The organism is Comamonas sp. A7-5, from assembly GCF_039581385.1.
In the GTDB taxonomy this organism is placed as follows: Bacteria; Pseudomonadota; Gammaproteobacteria; order Burkholderiales; family Burkholderiaceae_C; genus Comamonas; species Comamonas thiooxydans.
Genome location: NZ_JBCPWO010000001.1, coordinates 374,874 through 394,534, shown reverse-complemented (window position 1 = coordinate 394,534; position 19,661 = coordinate 374,874). Strand labels below are relative to the sequence as shown.

General features: G+C 64.1%; 15 protein-coding genes and 1 pseudogene. 14 read left to right on the top strand and 2 right to left on the bottom strand.

What is annotated here, in order from left to right; genetic code table 11:
• Nucleotides 1-14: 14 nt before the first annotated feature.
• Both AAIL67_RS01770 and AAIL67_RS01765 read right to left on the bottom strand, forming a co-directional pair.
• Entirely contained in the window at nucleotides 15-1,442 is a 1,428-nt protein-coding gene (locus tag AAIL67_RS01770) for a M20 family metallopeptidase (RefSeq protein WP_343483251.1), read from the bottom strand.
• A gap of 90 nt (nucleotides 1,443-1,532) precedes the next feature.
• The gene (locus tag AAIL67_RS01765) at nucleotides 1,533-2,558 is read right to left on the bottom strand and encodes a tripartite tricarboxylate transporter substrate-binding protein (protein WP_343483250.1); all 1,026 of its coding nucleotides are present in this window, start codon (nucleotides 2,556-2,558) and stop codon (nucleotides 1,533-1,535) included.
• Nucleotides 2,559-3,025: 467 nt separating this feature from the next.
• Between AAIL67_RS01765 and AAIL67_RS01760 the strand changes: the two are divergent.
• The 14 genes and pseudogenes from AAIL67_RS01760 to AAIL67_RS01695 all read left to right on the top strand — a co-directional run.
• Nucleotides 3,026-3,396 (top strand): annotated as a pseudogene (locus AAIL67_RS01760) (IS5/IS1182 family transposase); the annotation flags it as partial.
• 202 nt (nucleotides 3,397-3,598) lie between these two features.
• Nucleotides 3,599-6,268 (top strand): LuxR C-terminal-related transcriptional regulator, encoded by a 2,670-nt coding sequence (locus AAIL67_RS01755; protein ID WP_343483249.1) that lies wholly within the window; start codon nucleotides 3,599-3,601, stop codon nucleotides 6,266-6,268.
• A 300-nt stretch (nucleotides 6,269-6,568) separates the two neighbouring features.
• Nucleotides 6,569-7,627: a phosphotransferase family protein gene (locus AAIL67_RS01750; RefSeq protein WP_343483248.1), complete on the top strand. Its 1,059-nt coding sequence runs from the start codon at nucleotides 6,569-6,571 to the stop codon at nucleotides 7,625-7,627.
• A 21-nt stretch (nucleotides 7,628-7,648) separates the two neighbouring features.
• Nucleotides 7,649-8,899, top strand: a complete 1,251-nt coding sequence (locus AAIL67_RS01745; RefSeq protein WP_343483247.1) for an acyl-CoA dehydrogenase family protein — start codon at nucleotides 7,649-7,651, stop codon at nucleotides 8,897-8,899.
• A 10-nt stretch (nucleotides 8,900-8,909) separates the two neighbouring features.
• Nucleotides 8,910-9,707, top strand: coding sequence for an enoyl-CoA hydratase-related protein (locus tag AAIL67_RS01740; protein ID WP_343483246.1), 798 nt, complete (start codon nucleotides 8,910-8,912; stop codon nucleotides 9,705-9,707).
• Between the two features lie 39 nt (nucleotides 9,708-9,746).
• The gene (locus AAIL67_RS01735) at nucleotides 9,747-10,748 is read left to right on the top strand and encodes a nitronate monooxygenase family protein (RefSeq protein ID WP_343483245.1); all 1,002 of its coding nucleotides are present in this window, start codon (nucleotides 9,747-9,749) and stop codon (nucleotides 10,746-10,748) included.
• A gap of 5 nt (nucleotides 10,749-10,753) precedes the next feature.
• Nucleotides 10,754-12,373, top strand: a complete 1,620-nt coding sequence (locus AAIL67_RS01730; RefSeq protein WP_343483244.1) for an AMP-binding protein — start codon at nucleotides 10,754-10,756, stop codon at nucleotides 12,371-12,373.
• 14 nt (nucleotides 12,374-12,387) lie between these two features.
• Entirely contained in the window at nucleotides 12,388-13,194 is an 807-nt protein-coding gene (locus tag AAIL67_RS01725) for an enoyl-CoA hydratase-related protein (protein WP_343483243.1), read from the top strand.
• Between the two features lie 9 nt (nucleotides 13,195-13,203).
• Entirely contained in the window at nucleotides 13,204-13,728 is a 525-nt protein-coding gene (locus tag AAIL67_RS01720) for a MaoC family dehydratase (RefSeq protein WP_343483242.1), read from the top strand.
• 251 nt (nucleotides 13,729-13,979) lie between these two features.
• A complete protein-coding gene (locus tag AAIL67_RS01715) occupies nucleotides 13,980-15,287 on the top strand; it encodes an MFS transporter (protein WP_343483241.1) in 1,308 nt (435 codons plus the stop codon).
• A 679-nt stretch (nucleotides 15,288-15,966) separates the two neighbouring features.
• Nucleotides 15,967-16,869 (top strand): glutamate ABC transporter substrate-binding protein, encoded by a 903-nt coding sequence (locus AAIL67_RS01710; RefSeq protein ID WP_343483240.1) that lies wholly within the window; start codon nucleotides 15,967-15,969, stop codon nucleotides 16,867-16,869.
• 3 nt (nucleotides 16,870-16,872) lie between these two features.
• Nucleotides 16,873-17,535, top strand: a complete 663-nt coding sequence (locus AAIL67_RS01705; RefSeq protein WP_045839036.1) for an amino acid ABC transporter permease — start codon at nucleotides 16,873-16,875, stop codon at nucleotides 17,533-17,535.
• Nucleotides 17,532-18,332 (top strand): amino acid ABC transporter permease, encoded by an 801-nt coding sequence (locus AAIL67_RS01700; RefSeq protein WP_343483239.1) that lies wholly within the window; start codon nucleotides 17,532-17,534, stop codon nucleotides 18,330-18,332. The genes AAIL67_RS01705 and AAIL67_RS01700 overlap by 4 nt, the downstream gene beginning before the upstream one ends.
• 267 nt (nucleotides 18,333-18,599) lie before the next feature.
• Entirely contained in the window at nucleotides 18,600-19,607 is a 1,008-nt protein-coding gene (locus AAIL67_RS01695) for a LysR family transcriptional regulator (RefSeq protein ID WP_343483238.1), read from the top strand.
• Nucleotides 19,608-19,661: the final 54 nt, after the last annotated feature.

The following is a 19,661-nucleotide window of genomic DNA, read 5'->3' as shown; positions in this document are numbered from 1 at the left end:
GAGCCGTTGCCAACTTACTTTCGCAAAAATGGCAAAGCCACCTCTGCAGGAATGGGACAGACATAGGGCTTGCCCTCGCGGCGTTGCAGCAGTTCTTCCTTGGCGCGTTCCAGCAACTCGGGCTGGGCGAACAGCTCCACGGCGGTGGCTGTCAGAATTTTTGCGGCGTGCACCATGCCGGTGTGAGCCAGGCCGGACTGACCTTGCGACACCATCTGCCAGGAGTGCAGCGGCGTGCCGAAAGCATAGCAGGCCACCCAGGCCTGAGCCGTGGGCGTGATCCAGCTCACATCGGCCACGTCGGTGGAGCCGAACATGATGTCTTTGGCGTTCGGGTCGTAGGGCGTCAGACCTTCAAAAATGGCCGGCACCTTGCCGCGCAGCACGCTGGCCAAAGGGCGGCTGACGGCATCGACATCGTTTTTGTCCAGCGTGGCCTGGAACTGGCCGGCAACAGCATGCGCCTGTGCATCGGCTTGCAACTGTCCCAGTGCCTGCATCTGCGCATGCATCACGCTGTTCAGCGTGCTGTTTTGCAGCAGATTGGAGCAGGCCTTGTCGAAGATGATTTCGAGCTTGCAGTCCGTCATCAGCGCGGCGCCACGCGCCACGTTCTGAACCCGCTCATAGAGTTCGGTGGCTTCGTGGTTGCGTGCAGCCCGCACCAGGTACAGCACTTCGGCGCGCGCCTGCACGACATTGGGCGACAGACCACCGCTATCGGTGACAGCGTAGTGCACGCGGGCGTCCGAGGGCATGTGCTCGCGCAAATAGTTCACCCCTACGTTCATCAGCTCCACTGCATCCAAAGCGCTGCGGCCCAGGTGGGGAGAGTGCGCGGCATGCGATGCCTTGCCGTGGAAGACAAACTTCGCCTGAATATTGGCCAGCGTGCTCTGGCTGAACAGACCGGTGTAGCTGGCTGGGTGCCAGGTCAGTGCTGCATCCACATCATCGAACACACCGGCGCGGGCCATGAAGGTCTTGCCGGAGCCGCCTTCCTCGGCCGGACAGCCGTAATAGCGCACGCGTCCATTCGTTCCGGTGCTTTTCAGGTGCTGTTGCAGAGCAATAGCAGCAAAGTGCGCCGAAGTGCCCAGCAGATGATGGCCGCAGCCGTGGCCGGCCAGACCGGGGCTGTCGGTGGACGGGGTGCAAACCAGAGCACCGCTTTGCTGGTTCAGGCCTGACAGGGCATCGTATTCACCCAGCAAAGCAATGACCGGGCCCGCATCGCCCCATTCGGCCATGAAGGCGGTGGGGATGCCCGCCACATCGCGCATGATGCGAAAGCCAGCCTGCTGCAGCGCATCGATGTGGAGCTGGACCGAAGCGTTCTCGGCATAGCGCAGCTCGGCCAGAGACCAGATCTGGTCGGCCAATGCCGTCATGCGCGGTGTCTCGCGTTGAAAAAAATCCTGCAGGGCGCTCATCGCTTGCATGGCAAAAGGGTCCTTGAGCTGTGGTGAAGAAGATAGGGCATGAAGAAGCAACCGGCCGGCTGCAGCGAGTGCCGGCTGCAGGGCGGGCTCTTATTCGGGCTTGACGCCGGCCTTGTCGAGCAGGGCCTTGTTGCGCTTGAGTTCGGCGGCGATCTGGGCCGGGAACTGGGAGGGCGCTGCCTCGGTCGCCGTCGCGCCCAGATTCTTCAGATGCTTTTGCACCTCGGGCAGGTGTACTGCCTTGACAGCCGCATCCTGCAACTGCTTCACGATGGGGGCCGGTGTGTTGCTGGGGACGACCAGACCGAACCAGCTGATGCCCAGTTCGTTGAGTTCGTCGTAGCCCAGTTCCTTGAAGGTCGGCACATTGGGCAGGTCGGGTGAGCGGCCATGTGAGGCCACCACCACAGGCAGCAGCTTGCCGCCCTTGATCTGTGGCATTGCCGAGGGCAACTGGTCGGTCATGATCTGAACCATGCCGGCCAAGGCGTCATTGAGTGCAGGTCCGTTGCCGCGATAGGGCACGATCTGGATCTGGGTCTTCATGGTTTCGTTGAACGAGGCAACCATCAGGTGTCCCAGCGTTCCCAGCCCCGGTACTCCGGCACTGTAGGTGCCGGGCTGGGCCTTGACCTTGGCGAGAAAGTCCTTGAAGTTGTTCACGCCCATCTTGGGGTGAGCCATATAGACCGACGGCATGGTCACCAGATTGGCTACCGGCAGCAGCTTGCCTTCAATCTTGCTGGCGCGTTTGTAGAGCAGGGGGTTGATGGTGGCCGTGCTCACGGTAGCCATGCCAATGCTGTAGCCGTCTGGAGCTGCCTGGGCGATGGCCTCGCTGCCGATCAGCCCCCCGGCGCCGCCCTTGTTGTCCACGATCACTGGTTGCCCCAGCGTGGTGCGCATGCCTTCGGCAATCACGCGGGCCACGATGTCGGTGGAGCCGCCGGCGGCAAAAGGCACGATGAGCTTGACAGGCTTGCTTGGATAGACGTCAGCGGCCAGCGCTTGCGACGCGGCCAGGGTCCACAAGGAGCTGGCAACCGCCAGCGAGAGCAGGCCGACGCGGCGAGTGAGGCCATTTGCACAGCCGCGAGTGCGTGAAGAGATGGGCATGGAGGGCTCCTGAAAGATATCGGCCAACGCGTGCCTGCACCATCAGTGCGGCTCACGAATTTCTGCCGTCATGGAAATGGAATATAGAAATTTCGGAGCCTAGGCAGTACATGTTATTTGCGGTTATCTATAAGCTTTGCCGATACCTTGAGTGCACCTCTCTCTATGGGTTGTGATGTTGACTGGTGAAAACCCTTATATCTATCGCAGTCATTGAGATCATTGATCACGTTTGCCATGGACACTGCCTGGGACAGAGATGCCGCTCGACATCGCTGGATCTATTGATGGGTCGTGTGTATCTGTTCACGCTCGGTGACGGCGGAGGTTTCGACTTCTCAAGTTGATGACTTGAAAGCTGCCGTCGAGGTGCTCTCAGCAGTTTGCCTTGGCGGTGTGATCGAGTAGCAGCAAGATTGCCTTGCCTGCAGCAGGCGCTGCTTAGCCGGCTTGGGCGCCAGAAATCGCATCTGGCGATGCTGATGCGACTGCGCGAATATGACGAGATTGATTGGAGCCGGGCCAGCATCGATGGCACATCGGTACCAAGCCCCGGGGGGCAGGAAACGGGCCACAACCCCACCGACTGCCGTGCTTACTTGATGCCGCGCGGTATCGTGAGCAGGATTGCCAGACGAGGAGTCGAGAGCAGCGAAAAGCTGAGCAAACATCGCAGGGGTGTGGAGAGAATGCACGGATGGTTTGCAGGCTTTGGCAAGCTGCGCATCCGCTTTGAAGGCTGGACATCCACGAAGCATTGCTGAAACTGGTCGCTGCGATCATCTGTGTACGCTTCGTGAATCGGTGGTGTTCGCCGCTCTTAGGGCATTCGGCATGATCGTCCATGCGGCGACATTGCCCTAGGTATCCGCTGGGTGGCACGGGTGCAAGTCTGATGGCCGCGTTGCTCCCTGCTCTGCAGCAGCAGAGTGGCCGTCACGGCGGAGACCAGGATGGCAAAGCGAATGTGGCCGTGATTGAGCGGTTGTGGAAGTCGTGACACCATAAGGGGATAGACATGCCGTGCAACGACAAGAACAGTGACCGAGACAAATCCCACACTTCCCCGCCTGGAGCCCCGGCGCATTGAGCGCAAGCATCTTCTGGCGCGCCTGTCCGAGGCTCGCAACAAAACCTGCCTGCTGATCCACGGCCCGGCGGGCAGTGGAAAAACCTCGCTGGCGCTGCAGTGGCGGGCGCAGGCGCTGACCTTTGGCCATGACGAGGCCTGGGTGACGGTGCAGCCCGGCGACGACGGGCAGGCGCTGATGGCTGCGCTCTTCGATTCGCTGGACCGCATTGACCGCGATATCGCGCGGGAGGCACGCCTGCTGTCCAACCGGGGTGGCGAGGCGCGTGCCGACGCCATCGTCATCGCCTTGCTGCGCGCTTTTTTGGCGCGCAGCCGGCCTTTGCTGGTGGTGATCGACGATTGGCAGAACATGGGCGACGCGCGCGCGGGCGAGGCGCTACAGACGCTGCTGGATTTTGCGCCGGCTGCCTTGCGGCTGGTGATCGTCTCGCGCAGCATGCCCCAGCTGCTGTTTGCGCGCCTGCGTGACCAGGGCTTGCTCGAAGAGATCGGGCCCGCCGAGCTGCGCTTTACCCTGGAGGAGGTGCAGCAGTTTCTGCAGGCCCGCCAGCAGCGTGCCACCAGCCCGGCTACGGCGCGCCAGCTGCTGGAGGTGACTGATGGCTGGGCCGCAGGCCTGCAGCTGCTGGCACTGCAGCCGCGTACCCCCGCATCGCCGGTGCAGAACGCGCAGGATTTTAGCGCCTACTTCAACCGCGAGGTGCTGTGCCGGGTCGACAAGGACGAGATCGACGCGATGACGCGGCTGGCCGCGGCGCGCAGCTTCAACCAGGCGCTGGCGATCACCGTTGCCGGCGAGCCCGTGGGTCCCGCCTTGCTGGAGCGCCTGCAGCGCGAGAACCTGTTTGTGCTGCCCCTGCAGGATGCCGCCAGCCAGGGCTGGTACCGCTTTCACCCCTTGTTCCGCGAGCTGCTGCTCACCCGCTTCAAATCACTGCCGCAGGCTGAACGCCAGCGCACCCACGCTGCATTGGCGCAGTGGCTGGGCGCCCGGCGCCATCTGCGCGATGCCGTGCACCATGCGGTCGAGGCCGGTGACATGGAGCAGGCCGTGCACTGGGTGGAGCGCTGGGCGCGCGAGCTGTTTTTGAACGGCCAGTTGCAGCAGCTGGTGCGCGCCGTGTCCGAGCTGCCACGCGCCATCGTCAATGCCCGGCCGGCGCTGCTGCTGTGGCTGGGCTGGACCCAGTTGTGCTACTACAAGCTAGCCGCCTGCCACGAGACCCTCAATGCGCTGCGCACGCAGCTGGGCGAGCGCGACCATGAAGGCCGCGCGCACTGCGTGCTGCTGGCCTTCTCCCTGGCCTTGCAGGAGGACGACCTGGGCACCGCGCAAGCCTTGCTGCCCGAGCTGATGTCCATCCAGCAGGGCGATGATGCCGTGCTGGTGGGCGGCAAGCGCAATTTGCTGGGCTGGATGTACGGCCACAGCGCCGAGTACGACAAGGCCCGTGAGGTGCTGCGCGGCTCGCCGCCGCTGCTGGAGGACGGCACGCCGCTGCTCGATTCGGCCTTTGGCCATTTGATGACCGAATCCCTGCGCGGCCTGTCCTGGCTGTATGCCGGCGATGTGCGCAATGCCGAGCCGGTGCTGCGCGACGCGCTGGCCCATGCCGAAAAAGCGCTGGGTCGTCACAGCGAGATGGCCTGCAACGCCGCCGCTTATTTGGCGGCCGTGCTGTATGAAACCAATGAGCTTGACGAGCTGCGCCAGCTGCTCGATGGCCGGCTGGACACCACCGAGCGCGTGGTGCTGCCCGATGCGCTGGTGACCGTGGCCTTGGTCTGTGCGCGCCTGAGCCGGCTCGACGGCAACCCGCTCGAAGCGATCGAGGGTCTGGCGCGCATCGAAGAAATCGCCCATCGCCGCTCGCTCGACCGCTTGCTGGCCTTTGCGATGGGCGAACGTGTTCGCTGCCTGATGCAGATGCGCGATATGGATGGCGCACGGCAGATGCTGCTCCAGATCGAGCTGCTGGCCCAGCGCCATGCCGACGCCCGCAGCCCCGTGAGCCTGCGCATCACCGGCATGGCCCGCTACACGCAGGCACTGTTCCACGAGGCCAACCTGGATGACCGTGCCGCGCTGGAGGCGCTGGGTGAGCGCGGCAAGGACGACACCGCGCTTTTGCAGAGGCGCGACCGTTGCGCCATCTTGGTATTGCGTGCGTTGCTGCTGAGCCGCCAGGGGCGCCAGGAACAGGCGTTGGACGTCATGCGCGATGCCTTGCTGCAAGGCATGCAGCTGGGCTTGGTGCGCAGCCTGCTCGACTTGGGCGAGCCCGCGCTGGTGCTGGCTGAGGCCTGCGCACAGGCCTTTGGTGCCTCCGATCCCTTGCTCGCCTTTTATGTGGAGCGGCTGCAGCAGCAATCGCGCCGTTACCGCGGCGCGCAGCAGCCCGCCGATGCGGAGATCAGCGAGCCCCTGTCCGACCGGGAGCTGGAGATCTTGCGGGCGCTGGCGCACAGCATGTCGAACAAGCGCATTGCCCAGGTGCTGGGCATCTCGCCCGAGACCGTCAAATGGCATTTGCGCAATGTCTACGGCAAGCTCAAGGTGGTGGGCCGCGATGATGCCGTGGCCCGGGCGCGCGACCTGGGGCTGGTGCAGGGCTGACCGCCAACATGGCAAGGGGAAACCCGAGCCACCCACATCGGGTGGGGCGGGGTGGGGCGGCTGGCCGCATGATGGCTAAAAATAGCAAAGACAGGAGACAAGCCATGTTCGCATCCATCATCCGCCTGGCGGAAAGCAAACCTGCTCCCTTGCACAGTCTTGGCACTGACGCCATAGCGCTCCGCCGTCCTGCGCGCAGCTAAGCGCTTTTTTCAACCTCAACACCGCTATGCCGTCTGCGGACGGCCAGGGCGCAGCTTTGCCTGCCTGCCATTGCAACCCATTCAATCCCCTTGCTCGATGACCCCCTCCAGCACCCCTCCTACCCTTCCGCAAGCCTTCGACCCGGCCCGCCTGGATGACTTTCTGCGCTCGCAGTTGCAAGGGCTGCAAGGGGCGATGGCGCTGCAGGCCATTGGCGGCGGGCAGTCCAACCCGACCTTTTTTGTGAGCTACGGCAGTCGGCATATGGTGCTGCGCAAAAAGCCCGCTGGCGAGGTGCTGCCATCGGCCCATGCGGTGGACCGCGAGTACCGCGTGATGAAGGCGCTGGCATCGACCGCGCTGCCTGTGCCCCAGATGCTGCTCTACCACGCAGACAGCGATGTGGTCGGCACGCCTTTCTATCTGATGGAAAAGGTCGAAGGGCGGGTGTTCAGCGATAACGCACTTGCCGGCATGCGCCCGGCCGAGCGCCGTGCGATCTACCTGGCGATGGCCGACACCCTGGCCAGCTTGCATGCGGTGGACTGGCGTGCCGCCGGGCTGGAGGGCTTTGGCAAGGAGGGCGGTTTTTTTGAGCGGCAGCTGCACCGCTGGCAAAAGCAGTGGGATCTGTCGCGCATAGCACCCAACCCGGCCATTGATGCGCTGCTCGCCTGGTTGGGCGCGAACCGCCCCAGCGATGACGAAACCACGCTGACCCATGGCGACTTCAAGCTCAACAACCTGCTGTTCCACCCCACGGAGGCGAGCGTCGTGGCCGTGCTGGACTGGGAGCTGTCTACCCTCGGCCATCCGCTGGCCGATGTGGCCTTCAACACCGTGGCCTGGCGCACCCTGCCCGAGGAGTTTGGCGGGCTGCGCGGGCTGGACCTGGCCGCGCTGGGCATTCCGTCCGAGTCCGAATACCTGGCGCACTTCTACCAGCGCGCCGGCCGCAGCGATCCGGCCCGCCAGGCCGCCCCTTTCCACTGGGCCTTTGCGTTCATGCGCTGGGCCGTCATTTTTGAAGGCATTGCCGCCCGTGCCGCACGGGGCAATGCGGTGGCCGACAACGCCTCGGAGGTGGGCGCCATGGCCCAGGCCCTGGCCCGGCGCGGGCTGGAGGCCATCGAGGCCCCAGCGGCGGTGTTTTGAATTTTTATCGAGGAGACGCTCTTGAACTTCCAGTACCCAGAGGACACACAGCAGATGCAGCGCACGCTGCGCCAGTTCATGGAGCGCCATGTGCTGCCCCGCTACCACGACTACGAGCGCATAGCGGCAACGGGCGCCTATCCGACCGAGGTGGTCGAGCCCCTCAAGCAGCTGGCGCGCGAGGCTGGGCTGTGGAACCTCTTCCTGCCCGGCCTGCGCGACGATGAGCCCGGCACCCGCATGAGCAATATGCAGTACAGCCCGCTGGCCGAAATCATGGGCCGCGTCTACTGGTCGGCCGAGGTGTTCAACTGCAATGCGCCCGACACCGGCAACACCGAGCTGTTGCACCTGTTTGCCACGCCCGAACAGCGCAAGCGCTGGCTGGTGCCCTTGCTCGATGGCAGCATCCGCTCGTGCTTCTCGATGACCGAGCCCGATGTGGCCTCGTCCGATGCCACCAATATCTGCACCACGATCCGCCGCGAGGGCGATGAGTACGTGATCAACGGCCGCAAGTGGTTCACCACCGGTGCGCTGCACCCAAACTGCAAGTTCGCCATCGTCATGGGGGTGAGCGACGAGAGCCCCGATGCGCCCCGACACCGGCGCCATTCCATGGTCATCGTGCCGTTGGACACGCCGGGCCTGAGCATCGTGCGCAACGTGGCCATCATGCACCACCACGCCCCCGAAGGGCATTGCGAGGTGACCTACACCGATGTACGCGTGCCCGTCAGCAACCTGCTGGGCGAGGAGCACAGCGGCTTTGCGCTGGCCCAGGCGCGCCTGGGCCCCGGCCGGGTACACCACTGCATGCGCACCATCGGCCAGTGCGAGCTGGCGGTCGAGATGATGTGCGAGCGCGCACTCACCCGCCGCGCCTTTGGCAAGCACCTGAGCGATTACGCCAATGTGCAGGACTGGATCGCCCAGTCGCGCGTCGAGATTGACCAGGCACGGTTGCTGGTGCTGCAGGCGGCCTGGAAGATGGACATGTTCGGCAACAAGGCCGCGCACATCGATGTATCGGCCATCAAGCTGGTGGCGGCGCAGCTGCAGACCCGCGTGCTGGACCGCGCCATCCAGGTGTTTGGCGCCATGGGCATCACGCCCGATACCCCCTTGTCCTACCTCTGGTCCTGGGGCCGGGCGATGCGCTTTTTTGACGGCCCGGACGAGGTGCACCTGCGCGCCATTGCCCGCGCCGAGCTGGCCCGCGCACGCGACAACCTGGGCGCCACCGCCGCCTACTACAGCACCAGCCACTGAAGCGCTTGCAATGACCTATCCCGACCAGAACTCCGACGGCAGCGTCCTGCACTGGCGCAGCGGCGCCGTGGCCCACATCCGCTTCAACCGCCCCCAGGCGCTCAACGCCATTGACCGTGGCATGGCAGCCGCCTTTCACCAGGCCTGCCAGGACGTTGCCGGCGACCCACTGGTGCGCGCCGTGCTTATCAGCGGCGAAGGCCGGGCCTTTATGGCCGGTGGCGACTTGGACGAAATGCGCGCCGATCCGCAGCAGGCCGCTGCGCAGCTGATTGCCGGCATGCATGGCGGCATCCGCTTGCTGACGGCCTTGCAGGCCCCCGTGGTCTGCGCCGCGCAGGGCGCGGTGGCGGGGGGCGGCCTGGGGCTGATGCTGGCCTGCGATCTGGCCATTGCCGCCGAGGGCACGCGCTTTGGGGTGGCCTATCCGCTGATCGGCGCGAGCTGCGACTGCTCCACCTCCTGGGGCCTGCCGCGCGTGCTGGGCCTGCGCAAGGCGATGGAGTTGGCGTTGCTGGGCGACAACCTGGAGGCGACCGAGGCCCTGCGCCTGGGCCTCGTCAACCGCGTGGTGGCGAAGGACAGCCTGGCAGCCGAGGCCGAGGCCCTGGTGCAGCGCCTGGCCCAGGGCCCGACCCATGCGCTGGGCCATATGAAGCAGCTGCTGCGCAGCGCCTTGGAGCGCGGCCTCGATGCCCACCTCGACAAGGAAGCCGACAGCTTTACCCAGTGCGCCGGAACGGCCGATTTTCAGGAAGGCATCAGCGCCTTCCGCGAGAAGCGCGCGGCGCGGTTTCAAGGCCGCTGAGCGACCCACCCATTCATGAACGCAAGCCACAGGCATCCTATGAAGACACGTATTACGCAATTGCTGGGCATCCGCTACCCCATCATTCAGGGCGGCATGCAGTGGGTGGGCACGGCGGAGCTGGCGTCGGCCGTCTCCAACGCCGGCGGCCTGGGCGTGCTGACGGCGCTGACCCAGCCCACGCCCGAGGCGCTGGCGCGTGAGATCGCCCGCTGCCGGGAGATGACGGACCAGCCCTTTGGCGTGAACCTGACGATTCTGCCGTCGGCCAAGCCGCCGCCCTATGAGGCCTACCTGGATGCAACGATCGACAGCGGCGTGCGCGTGCTGGAGACCGCCGGCAACAGCCCCGTCGCCTTTATCGAGAAAGCCAAGCGCGGCCATATGCGCATCGTCCACAAGTGCACCAGCGTGCGCCATGCGCTGTCGGCCGAGCGCAATGGGGTCGATGCGGTCAGCATCGATGGCTTTGAATGCGCCGGCCACCCGGGCGAAGACGATGTGGCCGGCCTGGTACTGATTCCGCTGGCCGCCCGCGCGCTGCGCATTCCGGTGATTGCGTCCGGCGGCATTGCCGATGGGCGCGGGCTGGCCGCTGCGCTGGCTTTGGGCGCCGAAGGCGTGAACATGGGCACGCGCTTTTGCGCGACGGTCGAGGCGCCGATCCACGACGACATCAAACGTGCCCTGGTAAACGCCGGCGAGCGGGACACCCAGCTGATCTTTCGCAGTTTCCGCAACACCGGCCGGGTGCTGAAGAACGCGATCTCGGACCAGGTGGTGGCGACGGAACGTCGGCCCGGCGGCTGCGAGTTTGTCGAGATCCACCCGCTGGTCGCCGGCCAGCGCGGCCGTGCCGCATTGCACAGCGGCGATGTCGATGGTGGCCTGGTCTGGGCCGGCCAGGTCGTCGGCCTGGTGAACGATGTGCCCGACTGCGAAGTGCTGATGCAACGCATGGTGGCCGAGTGCCAAGAGGCACTGGCCAGCGCCGCGCGCCGCGCTGGCGTGCCCGAGGCAGCCGTACTGCAGGAGGCTTGATGATCATGACCGCATCCACTCCCACCACCACACCCACCCCCCAACTGCGGCTGGAAACCCATTACGACCAGCGTGTGATGCGCTGCTTTGCCGAGCGGCCCAACGATGTCATCACCATGTGGCAGCAGGCGGCGCAGCGCCAACCCCAGGCCGAAGCGCTGGTCTGCGGTGCGCAGCGCCTGAGCTGGGCGCAGCTGCAAGACCAGGTCATGCGCTTGGCTGCCGCGCTGCGCACACGTGGTGTCACCAAGGGCGACCGCGTGGCGCTGCTGCTGGGCAATGGCACAGAGTTTGTGATTGCGTCCTACGCCACCATGGCCATCGGCGCGGTTGTGGTGCCGCTGAGCATCCGCGACCAGTCGGCCGGCGTTGGCTATATCCTGCGCGACTGCGAGGCGGTGGTACTGATCCATGACGCAGCGCTCAGCGCTGTGGTGGCCGGCATGGGTGAGACGCCCGCGCTCCGGCACCAGGTGGTGGTGGGCGGCGCGCCCGATGCGGCCCAGGCCTTTGCGCAGTTGCTGGCCCATGCGCCACTGCCGCAGTGCGAGGCCTTGGACGAGGAAGACCTGGCCATGCTGGTCTACACCTCGGGCACCACCGGTTTTCCCAAGGGGGCGATGCTGACGCACCTGGGCATTGTGCATACGATCCTGCACTACGCGCTGGCGCTGGGCCTGGATGCCACGGTGCGGAGCTGCGCCGTGGTGCCGCTTAGCCATGTCACCGGCCTGGTGGCGCTGATGGCGGTGACTTTGGGCCTGGGCGGCACTCTGGTAGTGGTGCCGCATTTCAAGGCAGCCGAGATGCTGCCGCTGGCCGCTAAAGAACGCATCAGCTTCACCATCATGGTGCCGGCGATGTACCAGTTGCTGTTGCTGCAGGAAAGCTACCGCCAGCACGACCTCTCACACTGGGCGGTGGGCGGCTTTGGCGGCGCGCCGATGCCGCCCGAGACCATCGACCGGCTGGCGCAGTGGCTGCCGGGGCTGCACCTGTCCAACTGCTATGGCGCGACCGAGACCACGTCGCCGGTGGCGGTGATGCCCGCGCAGCTGACGCGCGAGCACCTGGCCAGCGTGGGCCTGCCGCTGCCCTGCGCCGATATCGCGGTGATGGACGATGATGGCCGCCCCTTGCCTGCCGATGAGGTCGGTGAGCTTTGGCTCAAGGGCCCGATGGTGGCCAAGGGCTACTGGAACAACCCGCAAGCCACGCAGGAGAACTTTGTCGATGGCTACTGGCGCAGCGGCGATGTGGGCCGCATGGATGCGCAGGGCTTTGTCTATGTGATGGACCGGCGCAAGGACATGCTCAACCGGGGCGGCTACAAGATCTTCAGCGTGGAAGTGGAAAACGCCTTGTGCGAACACCCCGATGTGCTGGAGGCCGCCGTGGTGGCCAAGCCCTGCCCGGTGCTGGGCGAGCGCGTGCATGTGTTTGTGACCCTGCGCGACGACAAGCATACCGAGGCCGAGGCGCTGCGCCGCTTTTGCGCAGAACGCCTGGCCGACTACAAGGTGCCCGAAAGCTTCACCGTCAGCCGCAATCTGCTGCCGCGCAATGCCAACGGCAAGCTGCTCAAGCGCGTGCTGCGCCAAGAGCTGCTTGCCGCACAGGCTTGAAGGAGGGCGCCCGCATGCCAACAGATGCCGCCACCCTTGAGACCCTGCAGCCGGGCATTGCCTTGCTGTGCCTGACGCGCGCCGCGCGCCTCAATGCCCTGAGCCTGCCGGACCTGAAGTTTCTGCACGGGTTGCTGGACACCTGCTTGTCGGATACCAGCCTGCGCGTGCTGGTCATCAGCGGCGAGGGGGAGGGCTTTTGCGCCGGGCTGAACCTCAAATCCTTGCTGGACGAGAACGGGCAGCTGCCGGCCACGGTGCGCGAGAACATGGACTTGCAGCAGAGCTTTGCCGGCCTGGTGCAGCGGCTGCACGATACCAGCGTGGCGGTGATCGCCGCCGTCAACGGCGTGGCGGTGGGCGCAGGCATGGCGCTGGCCTTGGCGGCGGATGTGCGTTTTGCCGCGCAGCAGGCCGCCTTCCATGTGGGTGCCGTGAAGATCGGTATCACCGCCGGCGAATGCGGCATCAGCTACCACCTGCCGCGCCTCATCGGCGCCGGGCGTGCCTTTGAGCTGATGCTGAGCGGCCGCCCGGTCGCATCGGACGAGGCGCTGCGCATAGGCCTTGTCAGCGAGGTGCTGCCAGCGGCCGAGCTGCTGGAGCGGGCCTTGCAATGCGCGCGCCAGATCGCCGCCCATGCGCCGTATGCCACGGCCCACACCAAGCGCCTGATGTGGCAGAACCTGGATGCCCCGAGCCTGGCTGCAGCCATTGAGCTGGAGAACCATGCCCAGGTGCTGGGTCTGATGACCGAGGATTTTCAGGAGGCGGTTCAGGCCTTTTTGCACAAGCGCAGCCCCGTGTTCCAGGGGCGCTAAGGAGGCGATATGAACGAGTTACTGAACCCGCCCGCCCAAGGCCACGGCCTGCAGGTAGCCGTCTGCCAGAACGTGGATGACCTGCAAGCCCTGACCGGCACCGAGCTGTATGCCAGCCCTTGGGTGGAGGTGGACCAGACCCGCATCGACCGCTTTGCCGAGGCGACTGGCGATTTTCAGTGGGTGCACGTGAACCCGGCGCGTGCAGCGCAGGAGTCCGGCTTTGGCGGCACGATTGCGCATGGCTTTTTGACCCTTTCCCTGCTCGGCAAGCACTACGAGGACTTCATGCCCCGGCTGCTGCCGTTCTGCGACCTGGGCATTAACTACGGCCTGAACCGGGTGCGCTTTATGCAGCCGGTACGGGCGGGCAGCCGGGTGCGCAGCCGCTTTGTACTGACGGAGGTCAGCCTGGTCGCTGGAGGCCTGCAGATGCTCTTCAACGCCACGGTAGAACTGGAGGGCCACAGCAAACCCGCCTGTGTGGCCGAGTCGGTGGTGCGTCGGCTGTTCAAACAAGGGGGCGCGCGATGAAGGCCCTGATGTGCGAACAGTTTGGCCCGCCTGCTGCGCTGGAGGCCGTGCGCCGGCGCCAGGTCATTGGCAAAGGAGTCGTCGTGACGTAGCGCTTAAACAACCAAGCATTTCCCGGTTTCCCTGTTTCCGTCTTGAACACTGGTGCCACGAGACAAGGGGGCGACAAAGCCCTCGGCGCCGATGTGAACCCCGGGGTGACTCTTGTGGAGTTGCCCTCTATCCAAACCACCTTTCCGAATGGATGAATCATGACGAATGCGAACACCTTGAGCGCTGGGGCAGCAGCGCAGGCCAGTGAGAGCGGGGCACCCGCCGATGCCAAACGCGCAGCGGTTTCGGGTTTTGTGGGCACCTTGATCGAGTACTACGATTTCAGCCTGTATGGCTATATGGCGGTGGTGATTGCGCCGCTGTTCTTTCCCAGCGGTGACCCGACGGTGTCGCTGCTGGCTGCGCTGGCGGTGTTTGGCACTGCCTACTTCGTTCGCCCCCTGGGCGGCATCGTGTTTGGCCATATCGGCGACAAGTACGGCCGCAAGACAGCGCTGCTGGGTACGCTCATCTGCATGGGCATTGGAAGCACCTTGATGGGCCTGCTGCCCACCTTTGAGCAGATGGGCTACTTCGCCACCGCCTTGCTGGTGCTGGTGCGCCTGCTGCAAGGCTTCTCGGCCGGTGGCGAAGTAGGGGGCTCGGCCACCTTTATCTCGGAGTCGTCCCCACCGCACATGAAGGCCACCTTTGGCGCCTTCACGCCGATGGGATCGACGGGGGGCTTTGCCGTGGCAGCGGCCGTGGCCGGTGCGGTCACCGCACTCACCACGCCCGAGCAGATGAGTTCCTGGGGCTGGCGCATCCCCTTTTTGCTGGCACTTCCGCTGACCCTGCTGTGCATCTGGGCCCGTACCCGCGTCAAGGAAACCTATGAGGGCAAGCCCGAGAAAAAAGAGCATTCGCCCATTGGTGCCGTCTTCCGCCTGCAGACCAGGGCCTTGCTGCAATCGACCGCGATCAGCGCCGCCACCAATGGCACGGCCTATATCGGGTTGACCTACATGAGCATCCACCTGGTCAAGCAGCTGGGCTACCCCGCCGGCAATGTGTACTGGGTGGCTACCTTGGCCATCGGCCTGTCTGCGCTGCTGATGCCGCTGGGCGGCTATATCGGTGACCGCATCGGTCTGCGCCGCCTGATGCTGGTGGGCCTGATCGGCTACATCATCCTGACCTACCCGATGATGGGCCTGATGGAGCGCAGCCTGATGGTTGCCGCCTGGGCCTATGTGGTGCTGATGCTCAACACCGTCGCCACCCAGGTCAGCGCCTACACCTTGCTGCCGCTGCTGTTCCAACCGCAGTACCGCTACACCGGCGTTGCCACCGGCTGGAATCTGGGCGTGATCATTGCTGGCGGCACTGCCCCCTATGTGGCCGTCAAGCTGGTACAGATGACCGAGAACAAGCAGTCTCCTGCCTATTTTGTAATCGTCGCAGCCATCATTGGCCTAGTCGGTGTTCTATCCATCCGCCGCGATGTTGCACGCTCGGTCACTTGAGGCTCATCTTGAAGGAGCAATGGGCGAGTCTTGATGACTCTATGGGGGGCACATTCGGCGACCTTCCAACACATCTTTGCGTTATAGAGCACAAGGGCCAGCCGCTGATATCAGAGAGAGCCTCCCAGCTTAGCCACATCTCAAGGCTAAGCTGAGCGTAGAGTATCGGGCACTTAGCATTGCGGTCCTTATGCTACTCGCAGTCCAGCGGCGATGTTTGGGCTGTTGCCGGTTTCAAAGACACCTTGTTAAGGAGGAAGATAAAACCGGAGGTGGTTTATGGGAACGAGACGGCAGTGCAGCTGGGAATTCAAGGTTGAAGCGGTCAAGCTGGTGACCGAGCGGTCTGGTTGGTGAGGCCACGTAGGCAGCATAGCCTGAGTGATGGGCGGCAGCAATATTGCCTTGCCTGCGGCAGGCGCTGCTTAGCCGGCTTGGGCGCCAGAAATCGCATCGAGGTTGAGTTCAGACTGTTCACTAGTTGCCATAGCCGGACGCCGGCCGGGCCAGACTCTCGAATGAGTGCTAGGCAAGGCCTGGGACTGTTGGCGGCGTCGTGCCCTGTTGGGCACAAGGGCTGTATTGTGTGCACAATGGTGGCTACGCTCGGACGAGCGGCTCGCGCATTCCAAATGCTGCTTTATATTGATTCGCGTCGCAGACCATCCAAGAAGACCGCATGTCGATCAAATCCATTCTGAAATCCACCGTGGTGGCACTGACGATCGTGACCGGTGGGTCGCTTTTCGCACAGGGCACTCCCATCAATGCAGCGGCCTATGACGCTCTGGTTGCGCAAGGGCCTGTGGCCGATGCGGCGACCATCGCATCGAGCACCTGGGCCAGCAAGATCAAACAGGCTGGCACGCTGCGCCTCGGCAGCACGCAAACCTCGAATCTTTTCTCGCTGCTCAATGAGAAAGACGGCAAGATCCGCGGCTTTGACCTGGGTCTGGCCCAGCTCATCACTCGCTACATTCTGGGCGATGCCGCCAAGTACCAGTTCACGCAGGTGACCTCGTCCACGCGTGAGCAGGTCCTTATCAATAATCAGGTGGACATGGTCTTCGCCACCTACTCCATCACTCCCGCTCGCGCCGAGAAGATCTCGTTTGCAGGCCCTTACTACACATCGCAGTCTGGCGTGCTGGTCAAGTCGAACAACAAGACGATTCAGTCTTACAACGACCTGAGCGGCAAGAAGGTGGCCACGCAAGCGGGCTCTACGGGGCCTGCGATATTGGCCCAGTATGCCCCCAAGGCTGTCGTGCAAGAGTTTCAGACACATCAGGAAGCCCTTGATGCACTGCGTCAGGGGCGCGTGGATGCCTACGTGACCGATTACACGCTGCTGCTCAATGCCCTGAGCCTTGGCACCAGCAACGCGCGGCTCGCGGGTGCGCCATTTGGCGCGCAGGACCCCTATGGAGTTGGACTGCCCAAGGGCTCGGACGGCGTAGCATTCATCAATGCCTTCCTGAAGAAGCTGGAGGCTGACGGTACCTGGGCCAAACTCTGGACTATCTCCATAGGGCAGCGTACCGGTAGCACGACTGTTCCGACGCCGCCCGCTCTGCCTTGAACGATGGGTGAGGTTTCCAGGCTCCTGGCCGATTATGGGCCTGCCTTCTGGCAGGCCCTCTTGCTGACATGGAAGCTCACGGTGGTGTCCTTTGTGCCCGGGGTCATGCTGGGCACGGTCGTCGCGGTGCTTAGGCTTATGCCATTGCCGCCGTTGCGCATGGCACTGACCGTCTACGTCGAGATCTTCCGCAATATTCCCAGCGTAGCGCTGCTGATCTTCATCGTTTTCGCGCTACCCGATCTCAACATCGTGATCGACTATGAGCCCAGCGTGATACTGACGCTGACGCTGGTCTGCTCCGCATTCACGGCGGACTACCTGCGCTCGGGTATCAACACCATTCCCGGCAGCCAGATTGAGGCAGCACTCAGCCTGGGCATGCGGCCGCTGCAGATTGTTTCTGCCGTGGTCTTGCCGCAGGCGCTGCGTTCGGTGGTGCAGCCGATGACTTCGTTGCTGATTGCATTGATGCTGTCGACCTCTTTGGCGTCGCAGTTGCCGTTTCCAGGCCGGGAGCTCACTGCGCTCGTATCCAAGATCGCCAACGATTCGGCGCTCGGCATTGCCGCGTTCGCAGTGGCTGCCACCATGTATGTGGTGACAGGCCTGCTCATCGCCTGGGCCGGCGCAGCTCTGGAAAAGAAAGTGCGGATACTGCGATGAGCCGCTCTCTGGAGGATATTCTGTTTGCTGCACCAGGCCCCCAGGCCCGGGCCGTTACCAACGCGGTGAGCGCAATCGCCGCAGCCGTGCTGCTTTTGCTGGCGGTGGCCATCGTGTTCCGCTTCCATTCGGCAGGGCAGCTCGATGCCCCGTATTGGGAATTCTTTGCCTGGCCGACGACCTGGAGCTTTCTTGCCAAAGGTCTGCTCGGCACGCTGGCATCGTCGGCGATGGCCGCGGTCATTTCTCTGGCCCTCGGGCTGGTGCTGTTGCTGGGGCGGCTGTCGCGGCTGAGGCTGATGCGTTGGCCCAGCATTGCTGTTATTGAGTTCCTGCGCGGCACGCCAACGCTGCTGCTCATCTATGTCTGCTTTCTGGTGCTGCCATCGGTCGGGATCAAGCTGAGCACCTATTGGATGCTGACCTTGCCCATAGGCCTGAGTACCGCAGCCGTGGTTGCCGAGGTATACCGCGCGGGCGTGCTCGCCGTTCCGCGTGGCCAGACCGACGCCGCGCGAAGCCTGGGGTTGACCGAAGTCCAGGTCTTTTTCTTCGTCGTTTTTCCTCAGGCCCTTCGCTACATTGTTCCTGCACTGGTTGCGCAACTGGTCATTGTGGTCAAGGACACCACCTTTGGCTATGTCGTCACCTATGGTGAACTCATGCAGAACGCCAAGGTGCTGATAGCGAACTACCGCTCGCTGGTGCCTGTGTACCTGGTCGTGGCGGCGCTTTACTGCCTTGTGAACTATGCGATTTCAAAGGCGAGCCAGCGACTAGGTAGACCCATGCATTGAGCGCTCTCGGGAGGTCCACGGGCGGCTGGTACGGCGCTCTGTCATCAGCAGACGGGGCAATTGCCACGACAATGCGGTGTCGCGGCGTTTCCTCCGACCGTTCAAGCGGGAGTGAATGCACAGTCGGATGCGTGCAAACCATCCGAACCACGGTCACTTCGATGCTCGATGCGAGCGGCTCGCTCTCGAACACCGGGGGTGTTCGGTGCCAGTGTTGGCGAGAGGCTGGAACGAACATTGTGGAAGCGATCGACACCCGTTGAAATCATGGCTGCTGACTCTTCTTTTTCTCAAATGCAGGCCGGAGCAGGGGCTGCAAGCCCCGAGGGCCGCTTGCTCTTTTCCCGTATGGTCAAGCAGGTGCGGCTGCGTCAGTTGCAGCTTTTGCTGGCTTTGCAGCAATGCGGCTCGGTCATGCAGGCGGCAGTGGAGCTGAGCATGAGCCAGTCAGCGGCTACCCAGGCCCTGGCCGAGTTGGAGCGGGTGCTGGACATCAAGCTGTTCGAGCGCCATGCGCGCGGCATGCGGCCCACAGTGGCAGGCCAGGCCCTGATTGATGCGGCACGCAGCATGCTGGTGGGATTGCAGGAAGTGTCCGAATCGCTGGCCTCCATCCGTCGCGGGGCTTCGGCAGCGTTACGCCTCGGGGCCATTCCGGCAGCTGCGCTTTCGGTGCTCTCCCAGCTGCTGCCGCGCTTTTACGAGGCACATCCGCAGGTCTATGTGGATGTACATGAGGATGCCAGCGCCCCTTTGCTGTCGCAGCTCATGGCCTCCGGTCTCGATGTGGTGTTCTGTCGCCAGCCCCCGCTTTTGCCGGTGGAGTTTTCCTTCGAGCCGCTGCTGCTGGATGCGGCCGTGGTGATCGCGGATGCTGATCATCCGCTGGTCGGGCGGCGCGATGTACCGCTGCCTGCCTTGAGGGGCGCGCGCTGGGTGTTGCCGAGCTTTGGCATCGCGGTGCGCAATATCGTGGAGACCGAGGTGCTGCCCGTGCTGGAGGATGCCTCCTGGTTTCCGGCCTCCACCGTGTCCCTGCCCGTGCTCGAGGGGCTACTCACCCAGCCTGGGGCCGTATCGCTGGTGCCTCGCAGCATCCTGCCGGGACTGCGTTCCCAGGGGCGTGTGCGTGCGCTGGATGTGCGTATAGAGGGCGGTTTGCCGCCGCTGGGGGCGGTGTATCGCACAGACCATGCGCCAGCGCTGCTGCAGGAGATGCTCAGACTCTGGCATCGGCTCGAGCTGCCTCATGCAGCAGTACCGGCGTCCGCATAGGCTGGCATCGGCAAGCAAGCTGAACACCCCGAGTCATCGAGTCCTTGATGAGGT

What these genes read in the sequence shown, in the direction of transcription:
- AAIL67_RS01765 (WP_343483250.1), bottom strand. Translation starts at nt 2,558, where the DNA reads ATGCCCATCTCTTCACGCACTCGCGGCTGTGCAAATGGCCTCACTCGC.
- AAIL67_RS01715 (WP_343483241.1), top strand. Translation starts at nt 13,980, where the DNA reads ATGACGAATGCGAACACCTTGAGCGCTGGGGCAGCAGCGCAGGCCAGT.
- AAIL67_RS01700 (WP_343483239.1), top strand. Translation starts at nt 17,532, where the DNA reads ATGAGCCGCTCTCTGGAGGATATTCTGTTTGCTGCACCAGGCCCCCAG.
- AAIL67_RS01750 (WP_343483248.1), top strand. Translation starts at nt 6,569, where the DNA reads ATGACCCCCTCCAGCACCCCTCCTACCCTTCCGCAAGCCTTCGACCCG.
- AAIL67_RS01740 (WP_343483246.1), top strand. Translation starts at nt 8,910, where the DNA reads ATGACCTATCCCGACCAGAACTCCGACGGCAGCGTCCTGCACTGGCGC.
- AAIL67_RS01695 (WP_343483238.1), top strand. Translation starts at nt 18,600, where the DNA reads ATGGCTGCTGACTCTTCTTTTTCTCAAATGCAGGCCGGAGCAGGGGCT.
- AAIL67_RS01705 (WP_045839036.1), top strand. Translation starts at nt 16,873, where the DNA reads ATGGGTGAGGTTTCCAGGCTCCTGGCCGATTATGGGCCTGCCTTCTGG.
- AAIL67_RS01720 (WP_343483242.1), top strand. Translation starts at nt 13,204, where the DNA reads ATGAACGAGTTACTGAACCCGCCCGCCCAAGGCCACGGCCTGCAGGTA.
- AAIL67_RS01710 (WP_343483240.1), top strand. Translation starts at nt 15,967, where the DNA reads ATGTCGATCAAATCCATTCTGAAATCCACCGTGGTGGCACTGACGATC.
- AAIL67_RS01730 (WP_343483244.1), top strand. Translation starts at nt 10,754, where the DNA reads ATGACCGCATCCACTCCCACCACCACACCCACCCCCCAACTGCGGCTG.
- AAIL67_RS01725 (WP_343483243.1), top strand. Translation starts at nt 12,388, where the DNA reads ATGCCAACAGATGCCGCCACCCTTGAGACCCTGCAGCCGGGCATTGCC.
- AAIL67_RS01735 (WP_343483245.1), top strand. Translation starts at nt 9,747, where the DNA reads ATGAAGACACGTATTACGCAATTGCTGGGCATCCGCTACCCCATCATT.
- AAIL67_RS01770 (WP_343483251.1), bottom strand. Translation starts at nt 1,442, where the DNA reads ATGCAAGCGATGAGCGCCCTGCAGGATTTTTTTCAACGCGAGACACCG.